General features: G+C 54.9%; 22 protein-coding genes. 9 read left to right on the forward strand and 13 right to left on the reverse strand.

The window, feature by feature from the left end:
* Positions 1-4: 4 nt before the first annotated feature.
* The 6 genes from coxB to guaB all read right to left on the reverse strand — a co-directional run bounded on the left by coxB (position 5) and on the right by guaB (position 7,326).
* Positions 5-1,024: a cytochrome c oxidase subunit II gene (gene coxB, locus AC16KF_RS18515; protein ID WP_484038845.1), complete on the reverse strand. Its 1,020-nt coding sequence runs from the start codon at positions 1,022-1,024 to the stop codon at positions 5-7.
* 137 nt (positions 1,025-1,161) lie between these two features.
* Positions 1,162-1,629: a thioredoxin-dependent thiol peroxidase gene (gene bcp / locus AC16KF_RS18520; RefSeq protein ID WP_484038846.1), complete on the reverse strand. Its 468-nt coding sequence runs from the start codon at positions 1,627-1,629 to the stop codon at positions 1,162-1,164.
* Between the two features lie 167 nt (positions 1,630-1,796).
* Positions 1,797-2,165 (reverse strand): response regulator, encoded by a 369-nt coding sequence (locus AC16KF_RS18525; protein ID WP_484038847.1) that lies wholly within the window; start codon positions 2,163-2,165, stop codon positions 1,797-1,799.
* Positions 2,162-4,231: a molybdopterin biosynthesis protein gene (locus tag AC16KF_RS18530; protein WP_484038848.1), complete on the reverse strand. Its 2,070-nt coding sequence runs from the start codon at positions 4,229-4,231 to the stop codon at positions 2,162-2,164. Before AC16KF_RS18530 ends, AC16KF_RS18525 begins: the two co-directional genes overlap by 4 nt.
* 121 nt (positions 4,232-4,352) lie before the next feature.
* Positions 4,353-5,690: an aminotransferase family protein gene (locus tag AC16KF_RS18535; RefSeq protein WP_484038849.1), complete on the reverse strand. Its 1,338-nt coding sequence runs from the start codon at positions 5,688-5,690 to the stop codon at positions 4,353-4,355.
* Positions 5,691-5,886: 196 nt separating this feature from the next.
* On the reverse strand, positions 5,887-7,326 hold the full coding sequence (gene guaB / locus AC16KF_RS18540) for an IMP dehydrogenase (protein WP_484038850.1): 1,440 nt from the start codon (positions 7,324-7,326) through the stop codon (positions 5,887-5,889).
* Positions 7,327-7,372: 46 nt separating this feature from the next.
* Here guaB and purB point away from each other — a divergent pair, with 46 nt between their 5' ends.
* From purB to AC16KF_RS18585, 9 genes are all read left to right on the forward strand, one after another.
* Entirely contained in the window at positions 7,373-8,707 is a 1,335-nt protein-coding gene (gene purB / locus AC16KF_RS18545; RefSeq protein WP_484038851.1) for an adenylosuccinate lyase, read from the forward strand.
* A gap of 40 nt (positions 8,708-8,747) precedes the next feature.
* Entirely contained in the window at positions 8,748-10,013 is a 1,266-nt protein-coding gene (locus tag AC16KF_RS18550) for an adenylosuccinate synthase (RefSeq protein WP_484038852.1), read from the forward strand.
* 19 nt (positions 10,014-10,032) lie between these two features.
* Complete coding sequence (locus tag AC16KF_RS18555; protein ID WP_484038853.1) at positions 10,033-11,397, forward strand: M20/M25/M40 family metallo-hydrolase; 1,365 nt, start codon at positions 10,033-10,035, stop codon at positions 11,395-11,397.
* Positions 11,398-11,513: 116 nt separating this feature from the next.
* Complete coding sequence (locus tag AC16KF_RS18560) at positions 11,514-12,479, forward strand: pyridoxal-phosphate dependent enzyme (RefSeq protein WP_484038854.1); 966 nt, start codon at positions 11,514-11,516, stop codon at positions 12,477-12,479.
* Between the two features lie 21 nt (positions 12,480-12,500).
* Positions 12,501-12,710: a hypothetical protein gene (locus AC16KF_RS18565; RefSeq protein ID WP_484038855.1), complete on the forward strand. Its 210-nt coding sequence runs from the start codon at positions 12,501-12,503 to the stop codon at positions 12,708-12,710.
* On the forward strand, positions 12,707-13,099 hold the full coding sequence (locus AC16KF_RS18570; protein ID WP_484038856.1) for a type II toxin-antitoxin system VapC family toxin: 393 nt from the start codon (positions 12,707-12,709) through the stop codon (positions 13,097-13,099). Before AC16KF_RS18565 ends, AC16KF_RS18570 begins: the two co-directional genes overlap by 4 nt.
* A gap of 16 nt (positions 13,100-13,115) precedes the next feature.
* A complete protein-coding gene (locus AC16KF_RS18575) occupies positions 13,116-13,370 on the forward strand; it encodes a GlsB/YeaQ/YmgE family stress response membrane protein (protein ID WP_484038857.1) in 255 nt (84 codons plus the stop codon).
* Positions 13,371-13,510: 140 nt separating this feature from the next.
* Entirely contained in the window at positions 13,511-14,941 is a 1,431-nt protein-coding gene (locus AC16KF_RS18580) for a pyridoxal phosphate-dependent decarboxylase family protein (RefSeq protein WP_484038858.1), read from the forward strand.
* Positions 14,942-15,073: 132 nt separating this feature from the next.
* Entirely contained in the window at positions 15,074-16,225 is a 1,152-nt protein-coding gene (locus tag AC16KF_RS18585) for a hypothetical protein (protein WP_484038859.1), read from the forward strand.
* A gap of 40 nt (positions 16,226-16,265) precedes the next feature.
* On the opposite strand, the gene AC16KF_RS18590 is transcribed toward AC16KF_RS18585, so the two are convergent.
* The 7 genes from AC16KF_RS18590 to AC16KF_RS18620 form a co-directional block, all read right to left on the reverse strand.
* Positions 16,266-18,227 carry a cation:proton antiporter domain-containing protein gene (locus AC16KF_RS18590; protein ID WP_484038860.1) on the reverse strand — a complete coding sequence of 654 codons (1,962 nt, stop codon included), beginning with the start codon at positions 18,225-18,227 and terminating at the stop codon, positions 16,266-16,268.
* A 16-nt stretch (positions 18,228-18,243) separates the two neighbouring features.
* Positions 18,244-19,515 (reverse strand): molybdopterin-binding protein, encoded by a 1,272-nt coding sequence (locus tag AC16KF_RS18595; protein ID WP_484038861.1) that lies wholly within the window; start codon positions 19,513-19,515, stop codon positions 18,244-18,246.
* Positions 19,516-19,554: 39 nt separating this feature from the next.
* Positions 19,555-20,400, reverse strand: a complete 846-nt coding sequence (locus AC16KF_RS18600; protein WP_484038862.1) for a prenyltransferase — start codon at positions 20,398-20,400, stop codon at positions 19,555-19,557.
* A gap of 188 nt (positions 20,401-20,588) precedes the next feature.
* Complete coding sequence (locus AC16KF_RS18605; RefSeq protein ID WP_484038863.1) at positions 20,589-21,698, reverse strand: aminotransferase class I/II-fold pyridoxal phosphate-dependent enzyme; 1,110 nt, start codon at positions 21,696-21,698, stop codon at positions 20,589-20,591.
* Between the two features lie 122 nt (positions 21,699-21,820).
* Positions 21,821-22,294, reverse strand: coding sequence for a DinB family protein (locus tag AC16KF_RS18610; protein WP_484038864.1), 474 nt, complete (start codon positions 22,292-22,294; stop codon positions 21,821-21,823).
* A gap of 96 nt (positions 22,295-22,390) precedes the next feature.
* The gene (locus AC16KF_RS18615; protein ID WP_484038865.1) at positions 22,391-23,095 is read right to left on the reverse strand and encodes an SDR family NAD(P)-dependent oxidoreductase; all 705 of its coding nucleotides are present in this window, start codon (positions 23,093-23,095) and stop codon (positions 22,391-22,393) included.
* 34 nt (positions 23,096-23,129) lie between these two features.
* A complete protein-coding gene (locus tag AC16KF_RS18620; protein ID WP_484038866.1) occupies positions 23,130-24,095 on the reverse strand; it encodes a proline dehydrogenase family protein in 966 nt (321 codons plus the stop codon).
* Positions 24,096-24,181 lie beyond the last annotated feature (86 nt).

Genomic DNA, 24,181 nt, shown 5'->3' on the forward strand with positions numbered 1-24,181 from the left:
CCGCCTACTTGATCGTTTTGATATATGCGACGATTGCCGAGAGTTCGTCGGGAGTAAATGTGTATTGAACCATCTGAACCGTTTCAAAGCCCTTGACGATCTTTGCCTGCGGGTTGCTGATCGACTCGGTAATGAAGGCGTCGTCGGCGGTTACGGTGGCGCCGTTTGAGAGTTCAACTTGCGAGCCGTATAACCCAAACCAGGTGGGACCAACCAACGTTCCCCCGGTAAGCGAGTGGCAAGCCGTGCAACCGTTTTGCTGAACGAGCAACTGCCCGAATCCCTCCGGCGAAGAGGCGGCGAGTTTCGCTTTTTCCAATTCACCCGCCAACCAAGCATCATACTCTGCTTGCGATTGAATAATGACCGGGTTTTCCATGGAATAGTGCTTTGTGCCGCACAACTCGGCGCAACGCACCTTGTAACTCCCCACTTCAGTGGGAGTGATGGTCAATTCCGTAAACCGCCCCGGCACCAGGTCTTGCTTGACGCGGAATTCAGGAACCCAGAAGGAATGAATCACATCCGAGGAGGTCATTCGCAACAACACCTGCTCCCCGACCGGTATGTGCAACTGATCGGAAACCACAACCAAACCGGTCGCAGGATCGGCAGGGTACTCAAACCTCCACGACCATTGCAAACCTGTTACTTTAATAACAGGAGCCTGCGGGTTTCGCGCCAATGTTTGGGCTAAATTGCGCGCGCCAAGCACCGAAAAAGAAACCACGATCAACAAAGGGATCGCCGTCCAAAACAACTCAAGCGTGGTATTCCCCTCAAAGTGAGCGCCTTCCCCGGTTTCACCGCGCCGGCGGCGGAACACGATCAGGCTGTACCCCATTGGCACCACAATGAGCGAAAAGAAAAATGACATCACGATCAAGATCAGGTTCCACATCCAATCGATCGGAACCGCCTGCGCGCTTGCCGCCACAGGCATCAAGTGCGCCGCGCTCAGCCCCATGTACAAAAGGACCGACGCCAGAATGGTTGATATTCCCACAACGATGAAATGTCGCATACTCTTCTCCTGAAACAAAAATCTGATGAGGGAGACCCTCGATCAGAAGCCGCCTAAGTTTATCATAATTCGCAGATTGTCACAATTTTCACAAGGAGGAAACCCCGCGCTTCCTCCGCAGGGACGGCTGATTCAGCCTAGGGCGCCTCTGCCAACGCCGCAAGAACCTCCGCGCTGTGTTGCGCCGGGCGCACTTGCTCAAACACTTTCACGATCATTCCGTTGCCGTCGATCAAAAAAGTTGTCCTCAATACGCCCTCATAAGACTTGCCTAAAAATTTCTTCGGTCCCCAAACTTGATAGAGATCGCAAACCCGATGTCCCTCGTCAGCCAATAACGGGAATGGGAGCATAAATTTTTTCTTGAACTTCACATGCGATTCGACCGTATCCGGGCTGACGCCAAGAATTACAATGCCCGCTTGTTCATACGCGGAATAATCATCGCGGAAATTGCAGGCTTCCTTTGTGCACCCCGGCGTATCATCGGCGGGATAAAAATATAAGACCACATTCCTGCCGCGATACTCGGACAGTTTTCTTGCGATATTCGTATCGTCATGCAATTCAAAATCGGGGGCGGAGATTCCAGCAGAAATTGGCATTGGGGTTGGCGTCCAAAAATTTTCCCCATTATACACGTTGAGCCAACAATTAGACAAAAAAACGATCGCCGAGGATCGCAAACCTTGCTTTGCGCTTGACAGCGGCGATGGGTTTGAACTTCGTCGCGACGCTAGGCGCGTACCGACATAATCAAGCGAGGCGTGTTCTACAACATCTTCGCTTTTTTCAACGCGCTCTCCAGCGCATCGATGGTGGCGGGCTTGATGAGCAACTCGGTAGCGCCGGCGCTCATCACCTTGCGCCGCGTTTCCGGCTGATCATCAGACGTGATCACAATGACCGGCACAGAGATCAGGCGAGGCTCGCGCCGCAAATAGAGGAGAATCTCCACGCCATCGATGCCGGGCATGTTCACGTCAAGACAGATCAAGTTTGGGGTGAAGCCGCTTCCCAAAATCGAAATCGCCGCGCTGGAGCCGTACGCCACGCGCGCCTTCACACCCAACACATCCAACATCTGATGCAAGGCATCAGCCGTCTGACGATTATCATCCACAACAAGCGCTTCGGTCATTCATCCTCCAAAATAATTTTGCCCATCACAGACACGTCGTATCCTGTCAGTTGCGAAACGGCTTCACGAAAAGGCGAATCAGCCAAAAGTCTGAAGAGAGGCGCGAGCAGTTCGTCTTCGGCGTATTCTTTCGGGATCACCAAATCGTAGCGTTCTTGAAACAGCGGAATAAAATCCAAATCCAGCGCTTGGGCGGCGGCGGCGATACCAAGCCCGCAGTCGGCGCGACCCGATGCCACAGAAGCCGCAACAGCAAGATGAGTATACTCTTCCTGATGGTAGCCAACAATGGACTCGGACGGGATTGTCATTGAATTCAAATGATAGTCCAACAGGACGCGCGTGCCGGCGCCGCGTTGGCGATTCATAAACCTGACTTGCGAACTGGTCAGGCTTCTCAGATCTGTAATCCCTTTGGGGTTTCCCTTTTTCACGATCAAGCCCTGCTCGCGCCCCACCAATGCGATCACTTTGACCGGCCTACCGGGCATGTAGCGACGAATAGACGAAATGTTATATTCGCCCGTTTGAGGATCGAGCAAATGCGAGCCTGCGAGATGCGCTTCTCCCCGCCGCAATGCGATCAATCCGCCTTGTGAGCCGACATTGGCAGACACCAGCCTGCGATCATGTTCGGATAAGAACTGCGCGAGCAAATCGAGGGTGAGGTCGTGCGAGCCGATGCAGAAAATCGTCTTTTCGATTTCGGCTTTACTGCGATATAAACGCACCTGGATTTTTTCACCCGCTTCGATGCCCTGCGCGCCGCTTGGGACGAGGGCTAGACCATCCGCTTGAACCAGCGAGGTGATGACGCCCGCCCCGCGCGACAACGGCGCGGCAAGCAGTTTCCCGCCCACTTCACCGACCACGACACGCACAAAATCATCGTCGCCCGCCGGCGAGACGAGTTTTCGCGTCAGCGCGGCGGTTTCGACAGGCAATTCTTTTTGTCTACGCCCCAGCCATTTTGCAAGGATGGGTTCGACGAAAATATCGACCGTGAGCGCGGCAGAGACGGGATAGCCGGGGACGCCGATGATCGGTTTCAAGTTCCAGGTTTCAGGCTCCGGATTGGGCGATTCATGATTTTCGATTTGCGATTTACGATGTACGATTGGCGATTGGCGATTTACGATTTGCGATTTACGATTTTCGATTAGGGATTGGCGATTGAGGAGACCGAGGATGACGGGGTGACCGGGGCGGACGGCGACTCCGTGAACAAGGAGCGTCCCCAGTTTTTCAACTACCTTCGCCGAAAAATCCTCCGCACCGGCGGAGGAACCCGCGTTCAATAAAATCAAATCGTGGGATTGCGCGGCTTCGAGAACCCGCTCGCAAATCAACTCAAAATCGTCCCGGACGATGGGGTAGCGCGTCGCCTCGCCGCCCATGGAGCGAACCTGCGCGGCGATGACCAGCGAGTTGTATTCGAGAATATCGCCCGCTTTGAGTTGACTGCCGATGGGGACGAGTTCGGTGCCGGTGGGGATGATCGCCACCTTTGGCTTGCGCGCCGCTTTGACCTCTTGATGCCCGGCCGCGGCGATCGCGCCCAAATCTACCGGGCGAAGGACGCGCCCGGCGGGCAGCACCAACTGCGTCGCGACAATGTCCTCCCCCAGCGGGCGCACGTGACTCCACGGCGCGACGGAAGCGCGAATTCGAATCGAGGCGGGATCGCGGATATCTTTTGTGATGTTTCCATGCTCGTCCAGCGATTCGACGTTTTCGATGGGGATGACCGCGTCTGCCCACTGTGGCAGAGGGTCGCCCGTGTCCACGTACTCCGCTTCGGGTCCGAGGTGAAGCGTGATCGGCTTCGACGGTAACGCGCCGTTCGTGTAAACCGCCCGAAGCGCGAAGCCATCCATGGCGGAGGCGTGGTAATGCGGCGATGACATTTTCGCCCAAATCGGCTCGGCAGTGACGCGACCCAGCGCATTCTCATCCAGCGGTATGACTTCCACGCTCAACACGCGCCAGAGATTCGCCTCTTCAAGGGCTTGCTGGAATCGCGCTTGCGCTTGAGGGAGAGGAATGTCGTGGAGGTAGATGGACATGGCGGTTTACGATTTACGATTGGCGATTTACGATTGGCGATTTGCGATTTACGATTGGCGATCGGCTGAGTGCACAGGTAAACACGTTGTAACCCGTAACTTGTATCTCGTAACTCATAACCTACCCCACCGAATCCATCGCCGCACCCAACCTCTTCACGATCTCATCCACTTCCTCTTCATTGATAGCCAGCGGAGGCGCGAAGGCGAGCGAATTGCCAACGGGACGTGTCCTCAACCCGCGTTCTTGCGCGGCTTTGAAGATTTTCATCGCTTGTGCGGGGTCGGCGGTTTTGGCGTTTTTATCCGAGACAATTTCCACCGCGCAGAGGAGACCCAATCCGCGCACATCGCCGACGAAGCCGAATTCTTTGAGCGAGTTCAACCCGTCAAGCAGGCGTTTGCCGAGTTCCTTCGCGCGCGCAGGATAATTTTCTGCTTCCATGATCTCGAGATTCTTCAAGCCGACCGCGCACGCCATGGCATGACCTGAATAAGTGTAGCCGTGCATCCAAGTTTCGCTCTCCGCCGCAGACTCCATCGTCTCGCGGATCTCGTCTGAGATTTGGATGCCGCCGAGTTGGGCGTATCCGCTGGTGATGGCTTTGGCGAACGAGAGAATATCTGGCTTCACGTTCCAATGCTTGAGCGCGAACCACTCCCCCGTTCTCCCAAACCCTGTGATGACTTCATCGGCAATAAACAGGACTTCATATGTATCGCAGATCGCGCGGACGAGCGGAAAATAATCGTCAGGCGGGATGATGACGCCGCCGACTCCCATGACCGGTTCAGCGATGAACGCGGCGACCGTGTCTGCGCCTTCACGCAAGATCGCCTCTTCGAGCGCTCGCGCGGCGGCTTGACCGATTGTCTCGCCCGCTTTCATCTCCCCTTCATAGCGATACGGATTCGGCGCGGGGATGTGAATGAATCCCTCCACGGCGGGACCGAACATCGTTTGATATTTTTCAAGCCCGGTCGCAAATGTCGTGGCAAGCGTTACGCCGTGGTACGAACCTTTTCGCGCGATGACTTTGTACTTCGTCGGCTTGCCTTTGCGCTTCCAATAATAACGCGCGGTCTTGAACGCCGAGTCGTTTGATTCCGATCCGCCGGAGGTGAAGAAGGTTGTGTTCAGCCCGGGGTAGGCAAAGCCCGCCAACTTGTCGGCAAGCCGAATGGAGGGAAGATTCGTCATGCCTGCAAAGTTGGAGGTGAACGCTAAATCCTTCATCTGGTCATACGCGGCTTTGGCGAGTTCTTCGCGTCCATATCCCGCGTTGACGTTCCACAAGCCCGCCATGCCGTCGAGGATCTTTTTTCCGTCGGCGGTGTACAGCCACACGCCCTCGCCGCGTTCAACGACGAGCGCGTTGGCGTGCGATTTCGGATGATAGACAGGATGCAATTGCTTTTTATCTTTTTCGAGCCAGTTGCTTGTAGTTTGATTTGTCATCTTTACTCCACAAAAAATATTTATCAGGTCTACCATCGTATCGAGAAAACCTCAGCCACCGATTACACCGATTGACACTGATTGGTTTAAAAAATTCGTGAAATCCGTGTCAATCCGTAGCAAAGATTTATCACATGAACAAGCCTCTCGAAACTTGAAACTTGAAACTTGAAACCTGGAACTTGACACTTGAAACTCATCCAATCACTTCCACATCATGCGGACCCGACTCTTTCAAGCCCGCGCCGGTCATCCGCACAAAGATCGCTTTTTGTCGCAACTCTTCAATCGAATGCGCGCCGCTATAACTCATGCCCGATTGTAAACCACCAAGCAATTGATTCAACACTTCGCGCGCCTTGCCGCGATACGGCACTGCGGCTTCCACACCTTCGGCGACATATTCTTCGATCTCTTCGTGAGATAAGTCATTGCCTTCGCGCTTGTTGCGGAGGATATTCGCCTCCAGCGACGCCATGCCGCGCGACGCTTTATACCGATGACCTTTGCGAGTGAGGATCATGCCCGGGCTTTCATCGGTGCCCGCCAACATGGAGCCGATCATCACGCTCGACGCGCCCGCCGCAATCGCCTTGACCACGTCGCCCGGCTGGCGAATCCCGCCGTCGGCAATGATCGGAACGCCGAACGAACGCGCCGCTTCAGCGCACTCGATCACCGCGCTCAATTGCGGAACGCCCGAGCCCGCCACGATCCGTGTGATACAAATGGAGCCGGGTCCCACGCCGACCTTCACCGCGTCGGCGCCCGCGTCAATGAGTCGTTTTGTTCCATCGCCCGTCGCCACGTTGCCGCCGATAATTTGCGCCTCGCCAAAATGTTTGCGGATGCTTTTGATCATCTCGATCTCAAGGTGCGAATCGCCATGCGCGATGTCCACCACAATGCAATCCGCGCCCGCGTTCAACACAGATTCCACGCGGTGCATTTCTTTATCGCGCACGCCCACCGCCGCGCCGACAGCCAACCGCCCCTTCGAGTCTTTCGTCGCTTTGGGAAACTGCGTGAGCTTCATAATATCTTTCAACGTGACCAGCCCCGCCACGCGACCGTCCTTACCCACCAGCGGCAATTTTTCGACACGATATTCATGCAACAAGCGTTCCGCTTCTTTCAACGACGTATCGGGCGGCGCGCTATGAACTTCGCGCGTCATAATGGCAGTGACAGGTTTGCTATCGTCGTCTTCAAACAACAGATCGCGCGGCGAGACGATGCCGATCAATTTTTCATTCGCGTCCAGAATCAAAATTCCGCCTGTGCCTGTTTCTTCCACCACGCGCTTCACATCGCCCACCGTGTTCGCCTCGTTCATCGTGATGGGACCATCCACAACAAACGACTCTTCTTTCTTCACGCGCTCGATCTGACGCGCCTGCTCGGCAATCGTCATAAAACGATGGATGATTCCGATCCCGCCCTCGCGCGCCATCGTGATCGCCAACTCGCTCTCCGTCACCACGTCCATGTTGGCGGAAACGATCGGCGTTTGCAACTCGATCTGTTTCGTCAAATAACTTTTCGTGGAAAGCGCGCGCCGCGAATCCACATCGGAATATTGCGGCACGAGCAAAACATCGTCGTACGTCAGCGCGACATCGGTCAAAATTTTCATCTCAATCTCCTCTGAAAATCAAACGCCCGAATTATAATGCGTGACGATGAGACTTCACGCGCTTTCTCCATTGGATGGACGCTACGAACAAGAGACTTCCACACTGCGGGATTTCTTCTCCGAATTTGCATACCTCCGCTCCCGCGCGCGCTTCGAACTCGACTTTTTGTCTGCGCTCGCCGTAGCGGGTATTTGCCCACCCCCCAACATTTCTCTCGACTCGTTCACAGAGGAAGACGCGCGCAAGATTCAAGAATACGAAAAAACGACGCGGCACGACGTGAAAGCGATTGAATATTTCCTAAGAGATAAACTGCCGCAAGAATTGCATCAATGGATCCACTTCGGATTAACTTCTGAAGACATCAACAACATCGCGCAAGCCCTCGCGCTGAAAGACTCGCGTGATCAAGTCCTGCTCCCCGCGCTAGACAATCTCATATCCTCCCTGCGAGACTTCGCAAAACAATATCGCGCCCTCCCCGCCCTCGCGCGGACTCACGGTCAGCCCGCCGTGCCGACCACGCTGGGAAAAGAAATTGCGGTTTATCACTTACGCTTGAAAACATGCCGCGATGAAATTGCGAGCCACACATTTGAAGCGAAGCTCACAGGCGCGGTCGGCAACTTCAACGCGCTCCACGCCGCCGCGCCGCAAGTGGATTGGATTTCATTCAACAAAGATTTTATCCGCAGTCTTGGGCTTGAACCGAATCTCGTCACCACACAGATATTGCCGTACGACAATTGGATCCGTTATTTCAATTCCATTCAATTGACCAATTCCATCCTGATAGACTTCGCGCAGGACATTTGGAGATATATCAGCGACGGGTATCTCAAGCAAAAAGCCGTCGAAGGCGAGGTCGGCTCTTCGACGATGCCGCAGAAGATCAACCCGATTGACTTTGAAAATGCGGAAGGAAATCTCGGCGTGGCGAACGCGCTCCTCACCCACTACTCGCAGAAGTTATCCATCTCAAGATTACAGCGCGATCTATCCGACTCAACCGTGCGCAGAACTTTCGGCGTAGCGCTGGGGCATACGCTTCTCGCGTGGAATAACATTATTCGCGGCATGAGTCGCGTGGAGGCGGATGAGGAGAGAATCAAATCGGAGTTGAACGCGCATTGGGAAGTCGTCGGCGAGGGGGCGCAGACGATCCTCCGCGCGGCGGGACGAAGCGACGCGTACGAGTCGCTCAAATCGCAGACGCGAGGACGCGTCATGGATAGAAACAGTTATAAATCGTGGGTCGAAGCGTTAGACGTCCCCGAAGTAACGCGCGCGAAGTTGATGAGTCTAACGCCAGAGTCGTATATCGGCTTGGCGATCGAAATAACAGATAGTGCAATTCGTATTAGCGACTTCAGTCGCTGAATATTGGGACGACTGAAGTCGTCACTACAGTGGAGGCATAATGAGCGTAACAGCAGTGATCGGTTCGCAATGGGGCGATGAGGGAAAAGGGAAGGTGGTTGATTATCTCGCCGAGCGCGCGGACTATGTGGCGCGATTCAACGGCGGGAACAACGCGGGGCATACGGTGATCAACGAATTCGGGACGTTCAAAATTCATCTCGTGCCTTCGGGAATTTTTGCGCGCAACACAACGGCGTTGATCGGCGGCGGCGTGGTGATCGATCCCGCTGTGTTGATCGAAGAAATTGATTTGTTGAACAAAGCCGGCGTCGGCGTGGATGGACGGCTATGGGTCTCGCCGCGTTCGCATTTGATCATGCCGTATCACAAAATCTTAGACGGGCTGTATGAGGAAGCAAAAGGCGCGGGCGCGACGGGAACCACGCGGCGCGGCATCGGTCCTGTGTTTGCGGATAAGGTCAGTTACAACGGAATCCGCTGGACGGATTTTGCGAGCGACGCGTTTGAGTCGCGTTTGCAAATGCAATTGACTTTGAAGAACAAGATCATCACCGCATTGGGCGGCGAAGCGTTGAAGTATGAAGACGTGCGCGAAATGTATCGCGGGTTTTATTTGAAACTGAAACCCTACATCAAAGAGTTATTTCCATTAGTGCAAGACGGTTTGAAAGGGAACAAACATTTTTTGCTCGAACAAGCGATGGGAACTTTTCTGGATACCGATTGGGGAACGTACCCGTTCGTGACGGCTTCGACGACGATTCCCTCCGCCGCTTCGGCTGGACTCGGCATTCCGCCGCGCTACATTACCGACGTGGTCGGCGTGACGAAAGCGTACACCACGCGCGTCGGCGCAGGACCGTTGCCAACGGAAATCCACGACGTTGAATCGGACGTGTACAAAAAGTTTGCCGAAGTCGCCGCGACGACGGGACGCACGCGCCGAGTCGGCTGGCTGGATTTGGAGATCGTGCGCACTGCGGCGCAACTCAGCGGCGTGATCGAACTATGCCTCACGAAGTTGGATGTGTTGAGCGGGTTGAATGAGATTCAAGTTTGCATTGGTTATAAATTAAACGGGAAAGATGTAACATATGCCGATGTGGACGCGTACGGATTGGGCGAAGTCGAATGTGTGTATCAAACGTTCAAAGGCTGGAACGAAGATATCAGCAAGGCGAAATCGTTTGACGAGTTGCCTGCGAACGCGCAGACGTATGTGACGATGATCGAAGACGCGGCGGGAGTTCCTGTCAAGTGGATCGGCACAGGTCCCGAGCGCGAAGCAACCATACGAAGATAAACTCACAATGGAGGCAGGCATGAACAAAAAATTACAGCAGGAATTAGATTTTCAAGTGAAAGAGTTTAGAAAGCTGATCGCGGAATATTGCCGCTTTGAAAGCGTCGCGGCGCAGAACCGCATGATGAAGGAAACCCCTGACTGGGTGGAGAAACTGCTCAAAGACACGGGCTTTGAAACCCGTCAATTGGAAGTGGAAGGTGCGCCGAATTACGTCTATGGAACGCTCAAAGGGAAAAGCGACTTCACCCTCCTGCTGTATAACCATTACGATGTTCAGCCCGAAGCGCCGCTAGAACTCTGGAACAGCCCGCCGTTTGAAACAACCGAAGTGGACGGCAAACTCGTCGCGCGCGGCATCTGCGACAATAAAGCGGAACTGATCTCACGCATCTGCGCCATCCGCGCGTTGCTTGCGGTGAACGGCGAACTGCCCATCAACGTCAAATGGATCGTCGAAGGCGAAGAGGAGATCGGCAGCGTACACTTCGATGCGATGACGCGCCAGTATGGCGACCTGCTCAAAGCCGACGGCACGTTATGGGAAGGCGGCGGCTTCAACGAGAAAGGTCAGGCGGCGATCGCGCTTGGCTTCCGCGGGTTGTTGTATGTGGAATACAGCGTGGAGCAGATGAACGTAGACGCGCATTCGGGCGGCGCGCACGCCCTCCCGAGCGCGGCATGGCGCTTGGTCAAAGCGCTTGCCAGCTTGAAAGACGCAAACGGCAAAGTGTCGATCCCCGGCTTTTACGATGACGCGCGCGAACCGACAAAGATGGAAAAACAGGCATCCAGGGATAACGTTGACCTTGAACAGGAAGCCAGAACCAAAGCCATGTATGGAATCGAGTCGTTCCTCCGCGACCGAAGCGGATACGATTTGGAGATATCCGTCTTTGAGCCGACGGCGAATATCGCCGGTTTCTTAACCGGCTACACGGATCCGGGGATCAAAACCGTCCTGCCTGCAAAAGCCATGGCGAAGATGGATTTTCGTCTCGTGCCAAATCAACGCCCGGACGATATTCTGCAAAAGTTGAGGGCTTATCTCACAGCGCAAGGCTTCGACGATGTGCGGGTCAAGAAATTGGGCGACGGCGATCCGGTGGTCACGCCAATCGAAGACGAGTTCGTCCAACGGATGATCCAAATTGGCAGGGCGTTCACCGAACAGGAACCGGAGATCACGCCGCTGGTTGGCGGAACACTGCCCTTGCTCGGCGCGATGAAAAATAATGTGGGCGTGCTAGGCATCTCTACTTCGGGAAACCCGGCGTACTATGGCAGCGGGGCGCATGCCCCGAACGAACACATCCGCGTGAAAGATATTCCAAGAGCCATCGAGTTCAACGCTTTCATGCTCACTCAACTTGGCGGCATGTAAGCAAAAATACATCACCGGGCATCGCGCGGCTGTTCGTTAAAAATTTTTGCCTGCGGAGCGAGGTCGAGCCGCCGATCTATCGAGTTGATTTTGAACGAGGATATGAACAAGAAACTATGACCGTCACTTTCGCTCACATTCAGCAAGCCGCGGAACGGATCAAACCGTACGCGCATCGCACGCCTGTGTTGACGAATGAAAGCCTCAACGCGCGAGTCGGCGCGCAGGTGTTTCTCAAGTGCGAGAATTTTCAAAAGGTGGGCGCGTTTAAATTTCGCGGCGCGTGCAATGCGGTCTTTTCATTGAGCGACGAGGAAGCGAAGCATGGGGTCTGCACACACTCGTCGGGGAATCATGCGCAGGCGTTGGCGCTCGCGGCGCGGATGCGCGGTATCGCGGCGCACATCGTCATGCCTGAGAACGCTCCGCAGGTGAAGAAGGACGCGGTGGCTGGGTATGGAGGAAAAATTTCCTACTGCGAATCAACTGTACAGGCGCGCGAAGCGACTCTCCGTCGTGTGGCGGAAGCGACCGGCGCGGCGGTCATCCACCCGTTTGACAACGAGCGCGTCATCGCTGGACAGGGAACTGCCACGCTCGAGTTGCTTGATTCGATCCCCGACCTCGACGCCATCATCGCGCCCGTCGGCGGCGGCGGATTGTTGAGCGGAACGTCCATCGCGGCGACGGAAACCAAAAAGGGAATCCGCGTGCTGGGCGGCGAACCCGAAATGGCAGACGATGCGTTTCGCTCATTACACTCGGGGAACGTGTTGCCGTCGGAACATCCGAAAACAATCGCGGATGGTCTGCTCACGTCGCTGAGCGAACGAACATTTGCGATCATTCAATCGCGCGTGGAACGAATCGTCACTGTGAGCGAGCAGGGAATTGTGGAGGCGATGAAATTTATCTGGGAGCGAGCGAAGATCGTCATCGAGCCATCGTCGGCAGTGGCGGTGGCTGTGTTGTGGGAAAAGAAAGTTGATCTCGCGGGGTTGAAGGTGGGAGTAATCTTGAGTGGCGGGAATGTGGATTTGGGCAAGTTACCGTGGGGAAGCCAATCAAATATGCAGGTATAATTTGTGAAAAGCGAGGCACACATGCAACGCACGTATTACACAAAAACTACCATTACAAAAAAGGGACGCATTTCCATCAAAGACCTGCCGTTCAAACCAGGGCAAACGGTGGAGGTCGTAGTACGCAAAGGAAAAAAATCTGCGCGCAAATATCCGTTGCGCGGAAAACCCGTCGTTTATCGTGAGCCGTTTCAAGGCGCGGCAGTAAACGATTGGGAAGCGATGAAATGATCGTTCTGGATACACACGTATGGGTTTGGTGGGTCCACGGGGGAGAACAGCTCACGAAAAATCAAATTAGCGCGATCCAAGCCAACGAAGATGATGTGATCGGAATCAGCGCAATCACCTGCTGGGAAGTTGCCAAACTGGTTGAACTTGGTCGGCTAGAACTGTCCACTCCTGTTGAAAAATGGATCGAGGAGGCTTTGAATTATCCAGGTATCCGATTCTTGGAACTTTCTCCTGAAATCTCGGTAGAGTCGACCCGCCTGCCCGGAGAATTTCATCGCGACCCAGCCGATCAAATCATCGTAGCCACTGCAAGAATTCATAATTGTCCGCTCGTCACTTCGGATGAACGGATTATCGGATATTCGCACATCAAAACAATCTCATAAAATCGTGGAGGCACACATGATCACTTTCATCGCATGGTTAATTTTTGGGGCATTGGCGGGATGGGTTGCCAGCATTCTCACGGGCAAGAACCGCAGGATGGGACCGGTGGCGAACATCGTCGTCGGTATCCTCGGGGCGTTCATCGGCGCGGGGATCATGAACACGTTGGGGATGGCTGTCCCTGTGGGGTTTAGTGTGATGGGATTTTTAGTCGCGGTAGGCGGCGCGGTCGTGATGATCGGGGCGATGGGGTTGATACGGCGCGGATGAGTTGCGCGAAGTGACTGTCATCTTCAAGATGACAGTCACTTTTTTCATCTGCGACAATCGGAGCGATGGGATTAATTCGACGCGGGCGAGTTGCGCCAAGTATAATTCGCCGAAAGAACTCATCCGCTTAAGGAAACTACATGCGCATCCCACAAACAGGATTATCGAAGCAAGAGATACTCTCCACACTGCAAGCCTTCAAAGCGCGAGACATGGATTGGAAAGGCGGGAAGGTTTGGTGTTATGTCTACGACGCGGGGGAAGACCCGAGCGAAGTCACGAAAGAGGCGTACGCGTCCTTCCTGAGCGAAAACGGACTTGACCCGTCGGTGTTTCCGTCCATCTTGAAATTGGAAACCGATGTCGCGCGAATGGTCATCAATTTGCTGCGCGGCGATGCCAACGCGGTCGGTCACCTGACGAGCGGCGGAACCGAATCGATCATGTTGGCGGTCAAATCGGCGCGCGACAAGGCGCGGGTTGAAAAGCCGCAGATCACACATCCTGAAATGATCGTGCCAAGGAACGCTCATGCCGCCTTCCATAAAGCCGCGCACTATTTGTGCGTAAAGCCTGTGGTCGTCGATCTTGATCCAAAAACGCTTACGGTGCAAGCCAGCGACATGGAAGGAGCGGTCAATGAAAATACCATCTTATTGGTTGCTTCCGCGCCGAGTTATTCGCAAGGGATGATCGACCCGATCGCGGAGATCGGCGCCATCGCAAAAAAACACAATCTGTTATTTCACGTGGATGGATGCGTCGGCGGACTGCACCTTTCGTTCATGCGGAAATTGGGCTACGACATTCCCGATTTTGATTTCACGGTGGATGGCGTCACGTCCATTTCGACGGATTTGCATAAATACGGGTATGCCGCCAAGGGTTGTTCGGTCATCATGTACCGCGACAGGTCCATCCGCAAATACCAGATCTTCGCGTGCACCGATACGACTGGATACACGTTGATCAACCCGACCGTGTTGAGTTCCAAGTCTGGCGGACCGATGGCGGGGGCTTGGGCGGTTCTGAATTTTCTGGGCGAAGACGGTTATAAAAAGATCATTCAAAAAGTTCAGGATGCCGCAAAAAAGTTAATGGACGGGATCGACGCCATGGACGAGTTGTACGTCTTGGGCAAACCCGCCATGAGCATGTTTTCCTTCGCCTCCGATTCGCTGAACGTCTATCAACTGGCGGATGAGATGGGCAAACGCGGCTGGTACTTGCAGGGACAGTTCTCCACGCCCGCGATTCCCCGCAACTTGCACATCTCGGTCAGCCAAGGGAACGCGGATAACGCCGAGCTGCTGCTCAAGGATTTGAAAGCATGCGTTGAGATCGTGAAGTCCAAGCCGCCGATCGATTCAGAGATGATCAAAAGCATGATCGCCGCGACACTGCAAAGCCCAGACCCCGAGGCGGCATTCGGTCAACTCGCCGCCAGCGCGGGACTCTCCGGCGCGGAGCTCCCGACTGAGATGGCGTTCATCAATGAAGTCTTGGACAATCTACCCGACGAGTTATGTAACGTGTTTTTGGTCAATTACTTTAATGACCTGTATGTGTAGCCGACACTCTCGCGCTGGGAATGCGGTTCGATTTGCCCGGCAAACCGCGTCGCCTACCTTGACGCAGCGCGACTGCGTCGAGAACTTATTTCTGCGGTCCACCGACGATCATCGCCAAAAAAGGAGTATGTCATGAGCAAGCACAGACGACAGGCAGTCAAACGAACAGGAACGGCGCAAATCGAATGGCTGAAACACCGCGCAGGGTATCCATCACCGGAAGAGCGGGAGCAGATCATCCTCCTGCGAAAAGAACTTATGTTGGAACTCGTCAAACTCATGGCGATGGGCGAAAAGCCCGACAAACACCGGGTCCATCGGCTGGCGGATAAATATGGCGCGCAGGAAGTGGAGCGAGCCACAAAAACGATCGGCGAGATTTTGAATCTGTCGACGCTCATCGCCGACGACGCAAAAAGTTATCGGGACTATCGCCACCGTTATGCGCGTTTCGGCGCAGGGTTGAGGTATTATACGAACAGGGAGAAAGACGAGTTATACGAATCGCACGTCAAAGCCCTCAGAGAGGCAGGCAAGCCGGGTGAAACGAACGAGCTGGACAAACTGCTCTTGTACGGCTGGCGCGATTGGGAAGATATCACGCCGCCCGCCGTTCCGCCGCGCCCGGAGGATTTCAACGCGCCCCAGCCGGCCGCTTATCCAGCGCCGATCAACGAACTGCTCGAATGGGGCGCTGATTTGCACAGATCGCACAAATTCACAGACGAGGCGGATTTCGCGCATTGGAGAAAACATATTCCCGCGCTCACGCGTATGGCGCTGGACCCCGGTCTACTGAACGGTTGGCCCGCAGAGAGGGAAAGCTGGGCGCCCTGGCATGCCATCCATGCGCTCGGCGCGCTGCAAGCATGGGAATCCGCTCCCGCGCTCGCGCCTCTCGCCGACCTTGAGGATGACTGGCTCTCCGATCATCTTCCGCATATCTGGGCAGACATGGGCAGAGAAGTCGAACCGTCGCTCTGGATGATCCTCGAAAATCCTTCCGCCTCAATCAAGCAACGCGGATTGGCGGCAGACAGTCTGCATCAATTGGCTGAAGACAACAACGCAATGGGATATAAAATTGTCAGAGGCTTCGAAAAAATACTCGGAAATACAAAAACGTTCGATCCATCTGTGAACGCGTATTTGATCCACTTTCTGATGAAGATGGGCATGGAGGAAGAGATCAAGCATACGCTCGATGCGGCGTTCGACGAAGGGCGCGTCAACCTCGACATCATCACACCGGAAGACCTTTACGAGGACGACGAAGACATGTAATTCGGATTTGTCGGGCGTCTGAGTTGATTACCGCCAACGCCTATCGATCAAAATGCAAAATCGCCAGATTGCCTTCAAACGAGGCGGCGAGTTGTTCGGGGAGGTTGCCCAGCGTGTCCGCAACTCGTTTGCGCGAGCCGAATCCCGGCACGACGATGAAACTGCTGACGCTTTCCTGTTCGAGCGCGGCAGGTTTGAGTTGGTCTTTCAACGGTTCAACGCTGACGGGATAGTCTGTCTCCATGGCGACGCGCAACGCCTCGATGGATTGCAGGTAACTCGCGTCGGCGCGGATGATCAGAGGGACATTGAGCGCCTGCGCGATTAAAAGATTCGCTTCGATCATACGGCGCAGGGCAATGTGCGGAATGGATTTGCGAGGCAAGACGAACGCGACGCGTTGAGTTCCGTTCAATGGCATCGGTAGTTTGCCGACGATCACGGGCGCATCCGATCCCCAGACGACCTCATCCAAGACGGAGCCGAGGAGCGATTCGCGCAGAGTCCGTTTGCCGCGCCAGCCCATGACGATGAGCGAGGCGTTCTGTTCGGACGCGGTGTATAAGATTCCCTGCGCGTGCGTGGCGGCGAGACGCGGAATCAACTCGATCTCGCTTTCGGGATCTTGCAACGCATCGTGGACGCGCCCGAGCATTTCGCGGTGAAGCATCAAACTATTTTCCTGCGCGCCGCGGTCTTTCGCCACGCTGACGGCGATCACTTTCCCATCGTGGACTTTTGCCAACAATGTCGCCAACCCGACCAACTGCCCCTCCGTTTTGGGATTACTGACGGGAACGAGAATCCGCCCGAAGAGGGGCGAAGGCTGGTCGTCAGCCGAATCAGTTTGAAGTCCCGGAGCGAAGCGTTGCACAAGGAGCGGCGAGGTGATCGAGGTGAGGAGAATCATCAAGATGGCGGCGTTGAAGAGAGTCGAGTCGAAGAGTTGCGTTTGCAGACCGATGACGAGAGTCGGGATGGTGACGGCGGCTTGCGCGTGCGAGAGTCCGTATGCCGTCCAGAATTCGGCTTTGGTGTATTTGAAAATTCGCGCGGTGAGCCATGCCGCGAGAAATTTTGAAACGTATGCGACGATCGTGACGCCGAGCGCGACGACGATGGTTTTTGAGTCGTCGAGGAACGAAAGCGGATCGGTGATCATGCCGCTGTACAAAAGGAACACGGGGATGAAAAATGATTCGCCCATGAACAGCACATGCCCCGTGACGGAACTATGGCGCGGCAATGTGGCGTTGACCGCCAGCCCCGCGAGAAACGCGCCGACGACTTCATGCACGCCGATGAGTTCCGCGCCGAACGCGGCGACGAACAACGCGACGATGATGAATTGAAATTCAACCGCGCGTTCGCTGAAACGTTGGAGGAAAAATTTGCTCAAGCGCGGCAAACCGAAAATGATGAGCGCGGCGAAGATGGCAAGCAGGATGAATAACTCGATGAAGTAACCGACCGTGATGCCGCCGTTCGACGCGCCCAACACAATTGCCAGCACGATGAACGCGCCGATGTCGGTGAGGACGGTCGCGCCTGCCGTCACTGCCACGGCTTCGTTGCGCGTCACGCCGAGGCGCGTGAGGATGGGAAACGCGATCAGCGTGTGCGAGGCAAACGCTGAGCCGAGCAGGATCATGCCGAGCCAGTTCAAGCCGAGCAAATATCCCAGCCCCATGCCCATCAGTTGCGGAAATATAAAAGTGATGACGCCAAACACGACCGCGCGTCCGCGCACGCGCATGAAGGTGTTGATGTCCACTTCCAGTCCCGCGCTGAACATCAAGTACACCAGCCCGATCGTGGACAGGAATTGCATTCGGTCGCCGTCTTCGATGAGTCCAAGTCCGTGGGGACCGATGAGCATCCCGCCGAGGATGATGCCGACGATGCCCGGCAAACGCACGCGCTCTGAAAGCAGAGGCGTGACGAGGATGATCGTCATGATGAGGAGGAAGAATCCTACGGGCTTGTTGAATAGTTCGATCATGGAGTCTCTCCGCGGTTCATATCAATATCACCTCGACCAGTTCGCCCGCGCTCAACCCCGTCGCGTCCGGCGGGATCCGCAACAAGCCGTCGGCGTTTGCCAGCGTGAAGATCAAATTCGATTTTCCGAAGACGGGGTCAGCCTCGTAATTGACGATTGACGATTGACGATTGACGATCAAATTCACGGGACACCAATCTTCACGGCCTGCTTGCGACGGCAAATTTACTGTGAGGCGCGCAGGCACAGTTGGTTTTGGTCTTGGCAACGCGCCCAATAATTTTTCGATCACCGGCAGGACGAATAAATAGCCGTTCACCAACGCGCTGACGGGATTGCCGGGCAGTCCGATCACGGCTTTGCCGTCGCACACGCCTAAAATAGTCGGTTTGCCGGGGCGGGTGTTGATCCCATGAACGAGCGCGCCGGGTTCGCCCAACGAGCGGATGACGTCGGCGGTCATGTCGCGCGTGGAGGCGGACGACCCCGCGGTGATGACGACCATGTCGCATTCGGATAACGCCCGCGCCGCCGCGTCTTTCAACGCCTCGAACTGGTCGCGGATAATCCCGAAGCGTTTTGCCACGCCCCCGCTTTTTTCGATCAGCGCGGACAATGTATACGAGTTGACGTCGCGCACTTGTCCCGCGTGTGGATGTTGACTCGGATCAACAATTTCATCTCCTGTTGAGATCAACCCAACCCGTACTAATCTGCCTACGCGCGCGGAGGTGATCCCCAGCGCGAGCAGTCCGCCAATTTCGGCGGGACGCATCACCCGCCCTTTCGGCAGGATCGCCTGACCCGCAACCACGTCCTCGCCCACGCGGATGACGTTCTCCCCCTCCGCCACCGCGCGGAAGATTTCGATTTCTTGCGATAGACCCGCGAGGTCTTTGGAGACCTCACGGGTCTTTTGCGAATATTCCAACATCGCCACCGCGTCTGCGCCGCCTGGCAACATGCCGCCGGTGTGGATCAACGCGCACTGACCCGGCTCGATCTCAAAGGCGGGCGCGACGCCCATCGGCGCTTCGCCGATGAGCGTCAAATATGCGGGCTGTGAATCGGACGCGCCGAAGGTGTCTCGCGCGCGGACGGCGTAGCCGTCAACGGTTGAGCGTTCAAACTCCGGCAGTGAATGCGGCGCGTGGATGTCTTCCGCGAGAACGCGGCCCACCGATGCGATAACGTTGACGGGTTCCGAATCAACTGTCCCTGCGGGGAGATGCGAGAGGAGGCGGGCGCGGGCTTCATCGGGCGGGAGGAGAGTCAGGAATTCGGGCATGGGGAGGCAAGTCGCGAGATACAAGATACGAGTTACAAGTCAGCGGAGCCAGAAGGTGAGAGTCAGAAAGTAGGTGGCGAGTCCGAAGACGGCGAGCGCGGCGGCGTGGAGGAGAGTCCAGTTGGGTTTGGCGCCGAGGCTGATGTTGCGCAGGAGGAAAATTTGAAAGAGGGCAAAGGGGAACGTGAGGAACACAGACCAGATCAATGAAAGCGAGATGCCGAAGAGCGGCGACATGGTAAAGAGAAAATACGCGAGCAAGACGAAGAGATGATGCAGAGGCACAACGCGCTCCCAGCCGAGGCGCGTGAGGAAAGTGACGCGGTTGTATTTTTGATCTTGCGCAAAGGATTGAAAGTTTCGCGCAATGAAATAGGAAAAGGCAAGGAGGGTCAGTGGAATGGCGAGGACGAGGAAGCGATGAGTTTTGTCCGCTTGAAGCGTGAAGGCGATGGAGGGAATCACATAAGCGAGTTGAATGGCGAGGAGAAATTCCCCCGCGCCGCGATTGACGAAGCGGAAGGGAGGGAGGGAGTGTGTGAAGACGATGGCGAGGGAGAGGAGAAGAAAGAAGAAAGTGGAAAGTGGGAGGGCGTTATTGGCAAAGAGGATGTACGCGGTTAGGGCAATGATGACGATACATGCCAATGATGTGTAAAGATGATTATTGCGGAGGATCTGTCGCTTGGAGCGAGTCTCGTTTTCGAGCAGAGGTTCCGCGTCCAAGCGAAAGACTTCGGGCAAGAGACTCATTGTCGTTTGCGCGAGGAGGACGACCAGCAGTCCTAACCAGAACGGAGCGGCGAGGAATGGTTTGCCGAGGTAGTCGGCGATGCTTGCGCCGAAGGTGTAGGTGAGGGCGGTGAGGAGGAGGTGGAGGGGCATGAGGGGGGAAGTGGTGGGGATTAGAGAATTGGAGAATTAGAGATTGGAGACTGGAGATTGGAGACTGACGATTTACGATTTTGGATTTACGATTTTCGATTGGACATTGGAGAAACGAAGGTGAATGGCAATGAGCGCAGGGTGAATGGAACAAAAGAAAAACTTCGCGGTCTTTGCGGACTTGGCGGTTAATTGTTGTTCAAGAATTGATCCAGCCGCTCCACTGCTTGCGGGAGGTTTTTTCGTCCCAGCCCGATGCGGAAGTGGTTTTTTGAGTCGTCGTAGGCTGAGCCGGGCAGGAGGAGAACGCCGGCTTGTTTCACCAGAGTATCGCAAAAATCTTCTGTGTTGCCCGTCAACAGTTTCGGGAATCCCATTGAGCCAGCGGCGGGACGAACCCATGCAAACAGATTTGAATGACGAGCAAAAAGATCGTCAACGATCTCGAGATTGCTTTTGATGATGCCGACATTCCGCGCAACGAGTTTTTGGCGATTCCGCAGCGCGACCTCGGCAAGAAATTCGCTCGGCGCGGAGTTGCAGATGGTGGTGTAATCTTTCAGCCCAGCCATTTTTTCGTAAATTGACTTGTTCTTCGCCGCGATCCAGCCGATCCGCAAGCCAGCCAAGCCGTAGGTTTTGGACGTGACGCCCAGCGAGACGGCGTGCGCGCCCATGTCCGCGCCGGCAGGGAGTCGAAGCGACGGGTCGTATTCCGATTCGCGGTAGACCTCGTCGCTGAACAATAGCAGATTCTTTTCCTGCGCGAATCTGTTCACCGCTTCAAAATCCGACTTCGACATGAGATAACCCGTCGGGTTGTGCGGCGTGTTGATGACGATCGCCTTCGTCGAAGAGCGGACGAGATGACGCAGTTCGTCCAGGTCCAGCGACCAGTTATTTTCCTCGCGCGCCCGCCATGGGCTGACCATGCACCCCATCCCTTTTGCCACTTCGCTCAGCGATTGATAATGCGGCGCATGGACGATGATGTGGTCGTTCTCTTTCAACGCGGCAAGCATGAACAGGAAGATCGCCTCGCCCGCGCCGGTGTGAACCAAAATTTCTTCGGGCTGGATCGTTTCGTAAATTTTAGCGATCTCTTTTCGCAAAGCAGGATGCCCAAGCGACTCGGTGTATCCCAGCCATGTTTGTTGAAATTTTTCCGCCGCGCCTGCTTCCATGGCAAGCAAATCCGCGATGGGCATGGCTTCGCAGTCCGATGAACAAAGTAAAAATTCCGTATTGAATTCGTACTTGGCGAAATAACGTTCGAGTTTGAAAGGGGAAAGATTCATTTTTTACCACGAAGGACACAAAGGTCACTAAGGTTGGGCAAATCGCGAGCGAATCGCCTTTCCTTAGATTTTCCCTTCGATAAACTCAGGGCAAGCCTTTGTGCTCGTCGTGTCCTTTGTGTTTAAGGTTTTAGAACTTTCTTCATATCACGATAATGATTCTGGTTGTGGATGTACAACATCTTGATCATATCGCGGATCTTGGTCATGCCTAAAAACGGATGTCGTCCTTCGATCTCAAGTTCTTCCTCATTCAACCCCGCCACCCACGCGACAGAGTTCGAGCGGACTTCTTTATATTGTTCCAGCAGTTCGCGCGGCGGCAGGTCTCTTGTCCGTTCTTGTTGCGTTGCGTTATAGCGGTCAATCGAAAAATCATCCGAGGCGCCCTCGCCAGTCGTACGGATGCGCTCGAAGAGTTTGACCAGTCCGCGCTCGGAGGTGACGAAGTGCGAAAGCACATTGCGGACGCTCCACGTCGCGCCTTCGGTGTAGACCTCCGCCTGCCATTGCTCGTCGCTCAAGCCCGCGAAGATGGAATAAAACTTTTCGCCCTCGGATTTTAATTTGTCGGCAAGTTCGTTTATTTCGGACATGATGATTTCTCCTATACAAACGTTTCCGTCCTGAGCGGAGTGAGGAGTGGCGCTGCGGCGCCACGTCGAACGCAGTCGAAGGACGCTCAGCGCGGATCACACCAACGAATAACCACCATCCACAACAATGGTCTGACCGGTAATATACTCGTTCTTGACTAAAAATTCGAGAGCGGATGCAACTTCTTCGGTTCTTGCGGGACGTTTGAGCGGGACTCGGCTGATTAACTTTTCCCACACGTCGGCAGAAACAATGTCCGATTGCAGGACGAAGCCTGGCGCAATGGCGTTGACGCGAATCTTCGGCGCGAGCGCGCGCGCAAGAATTTTGGTCAACGATTCAAGCGCGGCTTTGCTAACGGTGTACGATGGATACCGGCTCCACGCTTTTTGCGCGCCCACATCCGTGATGTTGACGATGAGACCGCCATCGGTCATTTTTTTAGCGCACTCTTGCGCGAGCAAAAACGGAGCGCGGAGATTGAGGTCGAGAGTCGAGTCCCAGGTTTCGAGCGAAAGCGATTCGACATTTCCGCTGGGCATGAAGGCGGCGGAGTTGACGAGAATATTCAGAGATTGGAGACTAGAGACTAGAGATTGAATTTGTTGAGGGTCGGTGAGGTCGGCTGGGGCTAGGGTAACGCGGACGTTGAGCGACTCAAGCATCCCCTGCGTTTGAATCGCTTCCTCCACAGCCGAATGATAATGAAGGACGATGTCGTATCCGAGGCGGGCAAGAGTCAGCACGAAGGATTTCCCCAAACGATGCGCGCCGCCGGTGACGAGTGCAAGTTTTTCCATGGATACGTGTCTACTTGTTTACCTGTTTCCGTGTTTACTTCCTGAAATAGTTTGACACAAAGAACCAAATATTTGCGGGGCGTTCAGCGAGACGGCGCATGAAATACGGATACCATTGCGCCCCGAACGGGACATACACGCGGACGGGATAACCGTCTTTCACCAATCGCTCCTGCAGATCGCGGCGGATGCCGTACAACATTTGAAACTCGATGGCGTTTTTCGGCAAGTTCATTTTTTCGGCGTGCTTCTTCGCAAAGTCAATGCGCTTGTCGTCGTGCGAGGCAATGGCAATGAACGGCGGCGTGCGTCCATCGGCGCTGACGGAATTATTTTCTTTCGCGGTCGTCGCGTCGATCATCACTTTGGCAAGCAAGTCGTAGTTCGCGTCGGTGTCGGCTTTTTTCGGGAAGGCTTTTTCGGGCGGCTCGTTGTACGCGCCCTTGACGAGACGGAGTCGCGCGCCGCTGTTGAGCAGTTCGCGGACTTCGGCTTCTGTGCGAAACAGATACGCTTGTTGAACCAACCCAACTTGATTCGAAGTGAAGCCTCGCTCCAACATGGAACGATACATCGCAAGCGTAATGTCGGTATAGGGCGTGTCTTCCATGTCAATGCGGATGAAGTTATTGCTTTTCTTTGCCTGTTCAAGGATCTTCACGAGATTCTGGCGGCAGGTTTCTTCGTCCAGCCCCATGCCGATCTGAGTCAATTTAATGGAGACGTTGGCTTTAACCCCCGCTTTATCTATTTCCTGTAAAACTTGCACAATGGAGTCTGCCGAGGCGTTCGCTTCTTCGGCGGTGGAGGTGTGCTCGCCCAACTGGTCGAGCGTGGCGTTGATGCCCCTTGCGTTCAATTCGCGCACCACGCGAATCGCGTCATTGGCTGTGTCGCCCGCCACAAAACGCGAAGCGGCTCTCCAGGCAAAGCCCCAACTCGTGATCATTTTTTGCGCCCAGGCGGCTTTGGAAAGATAGATCAAAAAATTTCGCAGCATCGTCCCATCCTGCAAGTGGTTTAAATCTGCGCGAGGTGAATAGAGCGATGCGCAAGATGCGCCGCTATTCTAGCATAAAGATAATT

Source organism: Candidatus Defluviilinea gracilis, from assembly GCF_057138825.1.

Bases quoted from the DNA above. Each gene is read 5' to 3' on its own strand.
- coxB (WP_484038845.1), bottom strand. From the start codon at position 1,024: ATGCGACATTTCATCGTTGTGGGAATATCAACCATTCTGGCGTCGGTC.
- bcp (WP_484038846.1), bottom strand. From the start codon at position 1,629: ATGCCAATTTCTGCTGGAATCTCCGCCCCCGATTTTGAATTGCATGAC.
- AC16KF_RS18525 (WP_484038847.1), bottom strand. From the start codon at position 2,165: ATGACCGAAGCGCTTGTTGTGGATGATAATCGTCAGACGGCTGATGCC.
- AC16KF_RS18530 (WP_484038848.1), bottom strand. From the start codon at position 4,231: ATGTCCATCTACCTCCACGACATTCCTCTCCCTCAAGCGCAAGCGCGA.
- AC16KF_RS18535 (WP_484038849.1), bottom strand. From the start codon at position 5,690: ATGACAAATCAAACTACAAGCAACTGGCTCGAAAAAGATAAAAAGCAA.
- guaB (WP_484038850.1), bottom strand. From the start codon at position 7,326: ATGAAAATTTTGACCGATGTCGCGCTGACGTACGACGATGTTTTGCTC.
- purB (WP_484038851.1), top strand. From the start codon at position 7,373: ATGAGACTTCACGCGCTTTCTCCATTGGATGGACGCTACGAACAAGAG.
- AC16KF_RS18550 (WP_484038852.1), top strand. From the start codon at position 8,748: ATGAGCGTAACAGCAGTGATCGGTTCGCAATGGGGCGATGAGGGAAAA.
- AC16KF_RS18555 (WP_484038853.1), top strand. From the start codon at position 10,033: ATGAACAAAAAATTACAGCAGGAATTAGATTTTCAAGTGAAAGAGTTT.
- AC16KF_RS18560 (WP_484038854.1), top strand. From the start codon at position 11,514: ATGACCGTCACTTTCGCTCACATTCAGCAAGCCGCGGAACGGATCAAA.
- AC16KF_RS18565 (WP_484038855.1), top strand. From the start codon at position 12,501: ATGCAACGCACGTATTACACAAAAACTACCATTACAAAAAAGGGACGC.
- AC16KF_RS18570 (WP_484038856.1), top strand. From the start codon at position 12,707: ATGATCGTTCTGGATACACACGTATGGGTTTGGTGGGTCCACGGGGGA.
- AC16KF_RS18575 (WP_484038857.1), top strand. From the start codon at position 13,116: ATGATCACTTTCATCGCATGGTTAATTTTTGGGGCATTGGCGGGATGG.
- AC16KF_RS18580 (WP_484038858.1), top strand. From the start codon at position 13,511: ATGCGCATCCCACAAACAGGATTATCGAAGCAAGAGATACTCTCCACA.
- AC16KF_RS18585 (WP_484038859.1), top strand. From the start codon at position 15,074: ATGAGCAAGCACAGACGACAGGCAGTCAAACGAACAGGAACGGCGCAA.
- AC16KF_RS18590 (WP_484038860.1), bottom strand. From the start codon at position 18,227: ATGATCGAACTATTCAACAAGCCCGTAGGATTCTTCCTCCTCATCATG.
- AC16KF_RS18595 (WP_484038861.1), bottom strand. From the start codon at position 19,515: ATGCCCGAATTCCTGACTCTCCTCCCGCCCGATGAAGCCCGCGCCCGC.
- AC16KF_RS18600 (WP_484038862.1), bottom strand. From the start codon at position 20,400: ATGCCCCTCCACCTCCTCCTCACCGCCCTCACCTACACCTTCGGCGCA.
- AC16KF_RS18605 (WP_484038863.1), bottom strand. From the start codon at position 21,698: ATGAATCTTTCCCCTTTCAAACTCGAACGTTATTTCGCCAAGTACGAA.
- AC16KF_RS18610 (WP_484038864.1), bottom strand. From the start codon at position 22,294: ATGTCCGAAATAAACGAACTTGCCGACAAATTAAAATCCGAGGGCGAA.
- AC16KF_RS18615 (WP_484038865.1), bottom strand. From the start codon at position 23,095: ATGGAAAAACTTGCACTCGTCACCGGCGGCGCGCATCGTTTGGGGAAA.
- AC16KF_RS18620 (WP_484038866.1), bottom strand. From the start codon at position 24,095: ATGCTGCGAAATTTTTTGATCTATCTTTCCAAAGCCGCCTGGGCGCAA.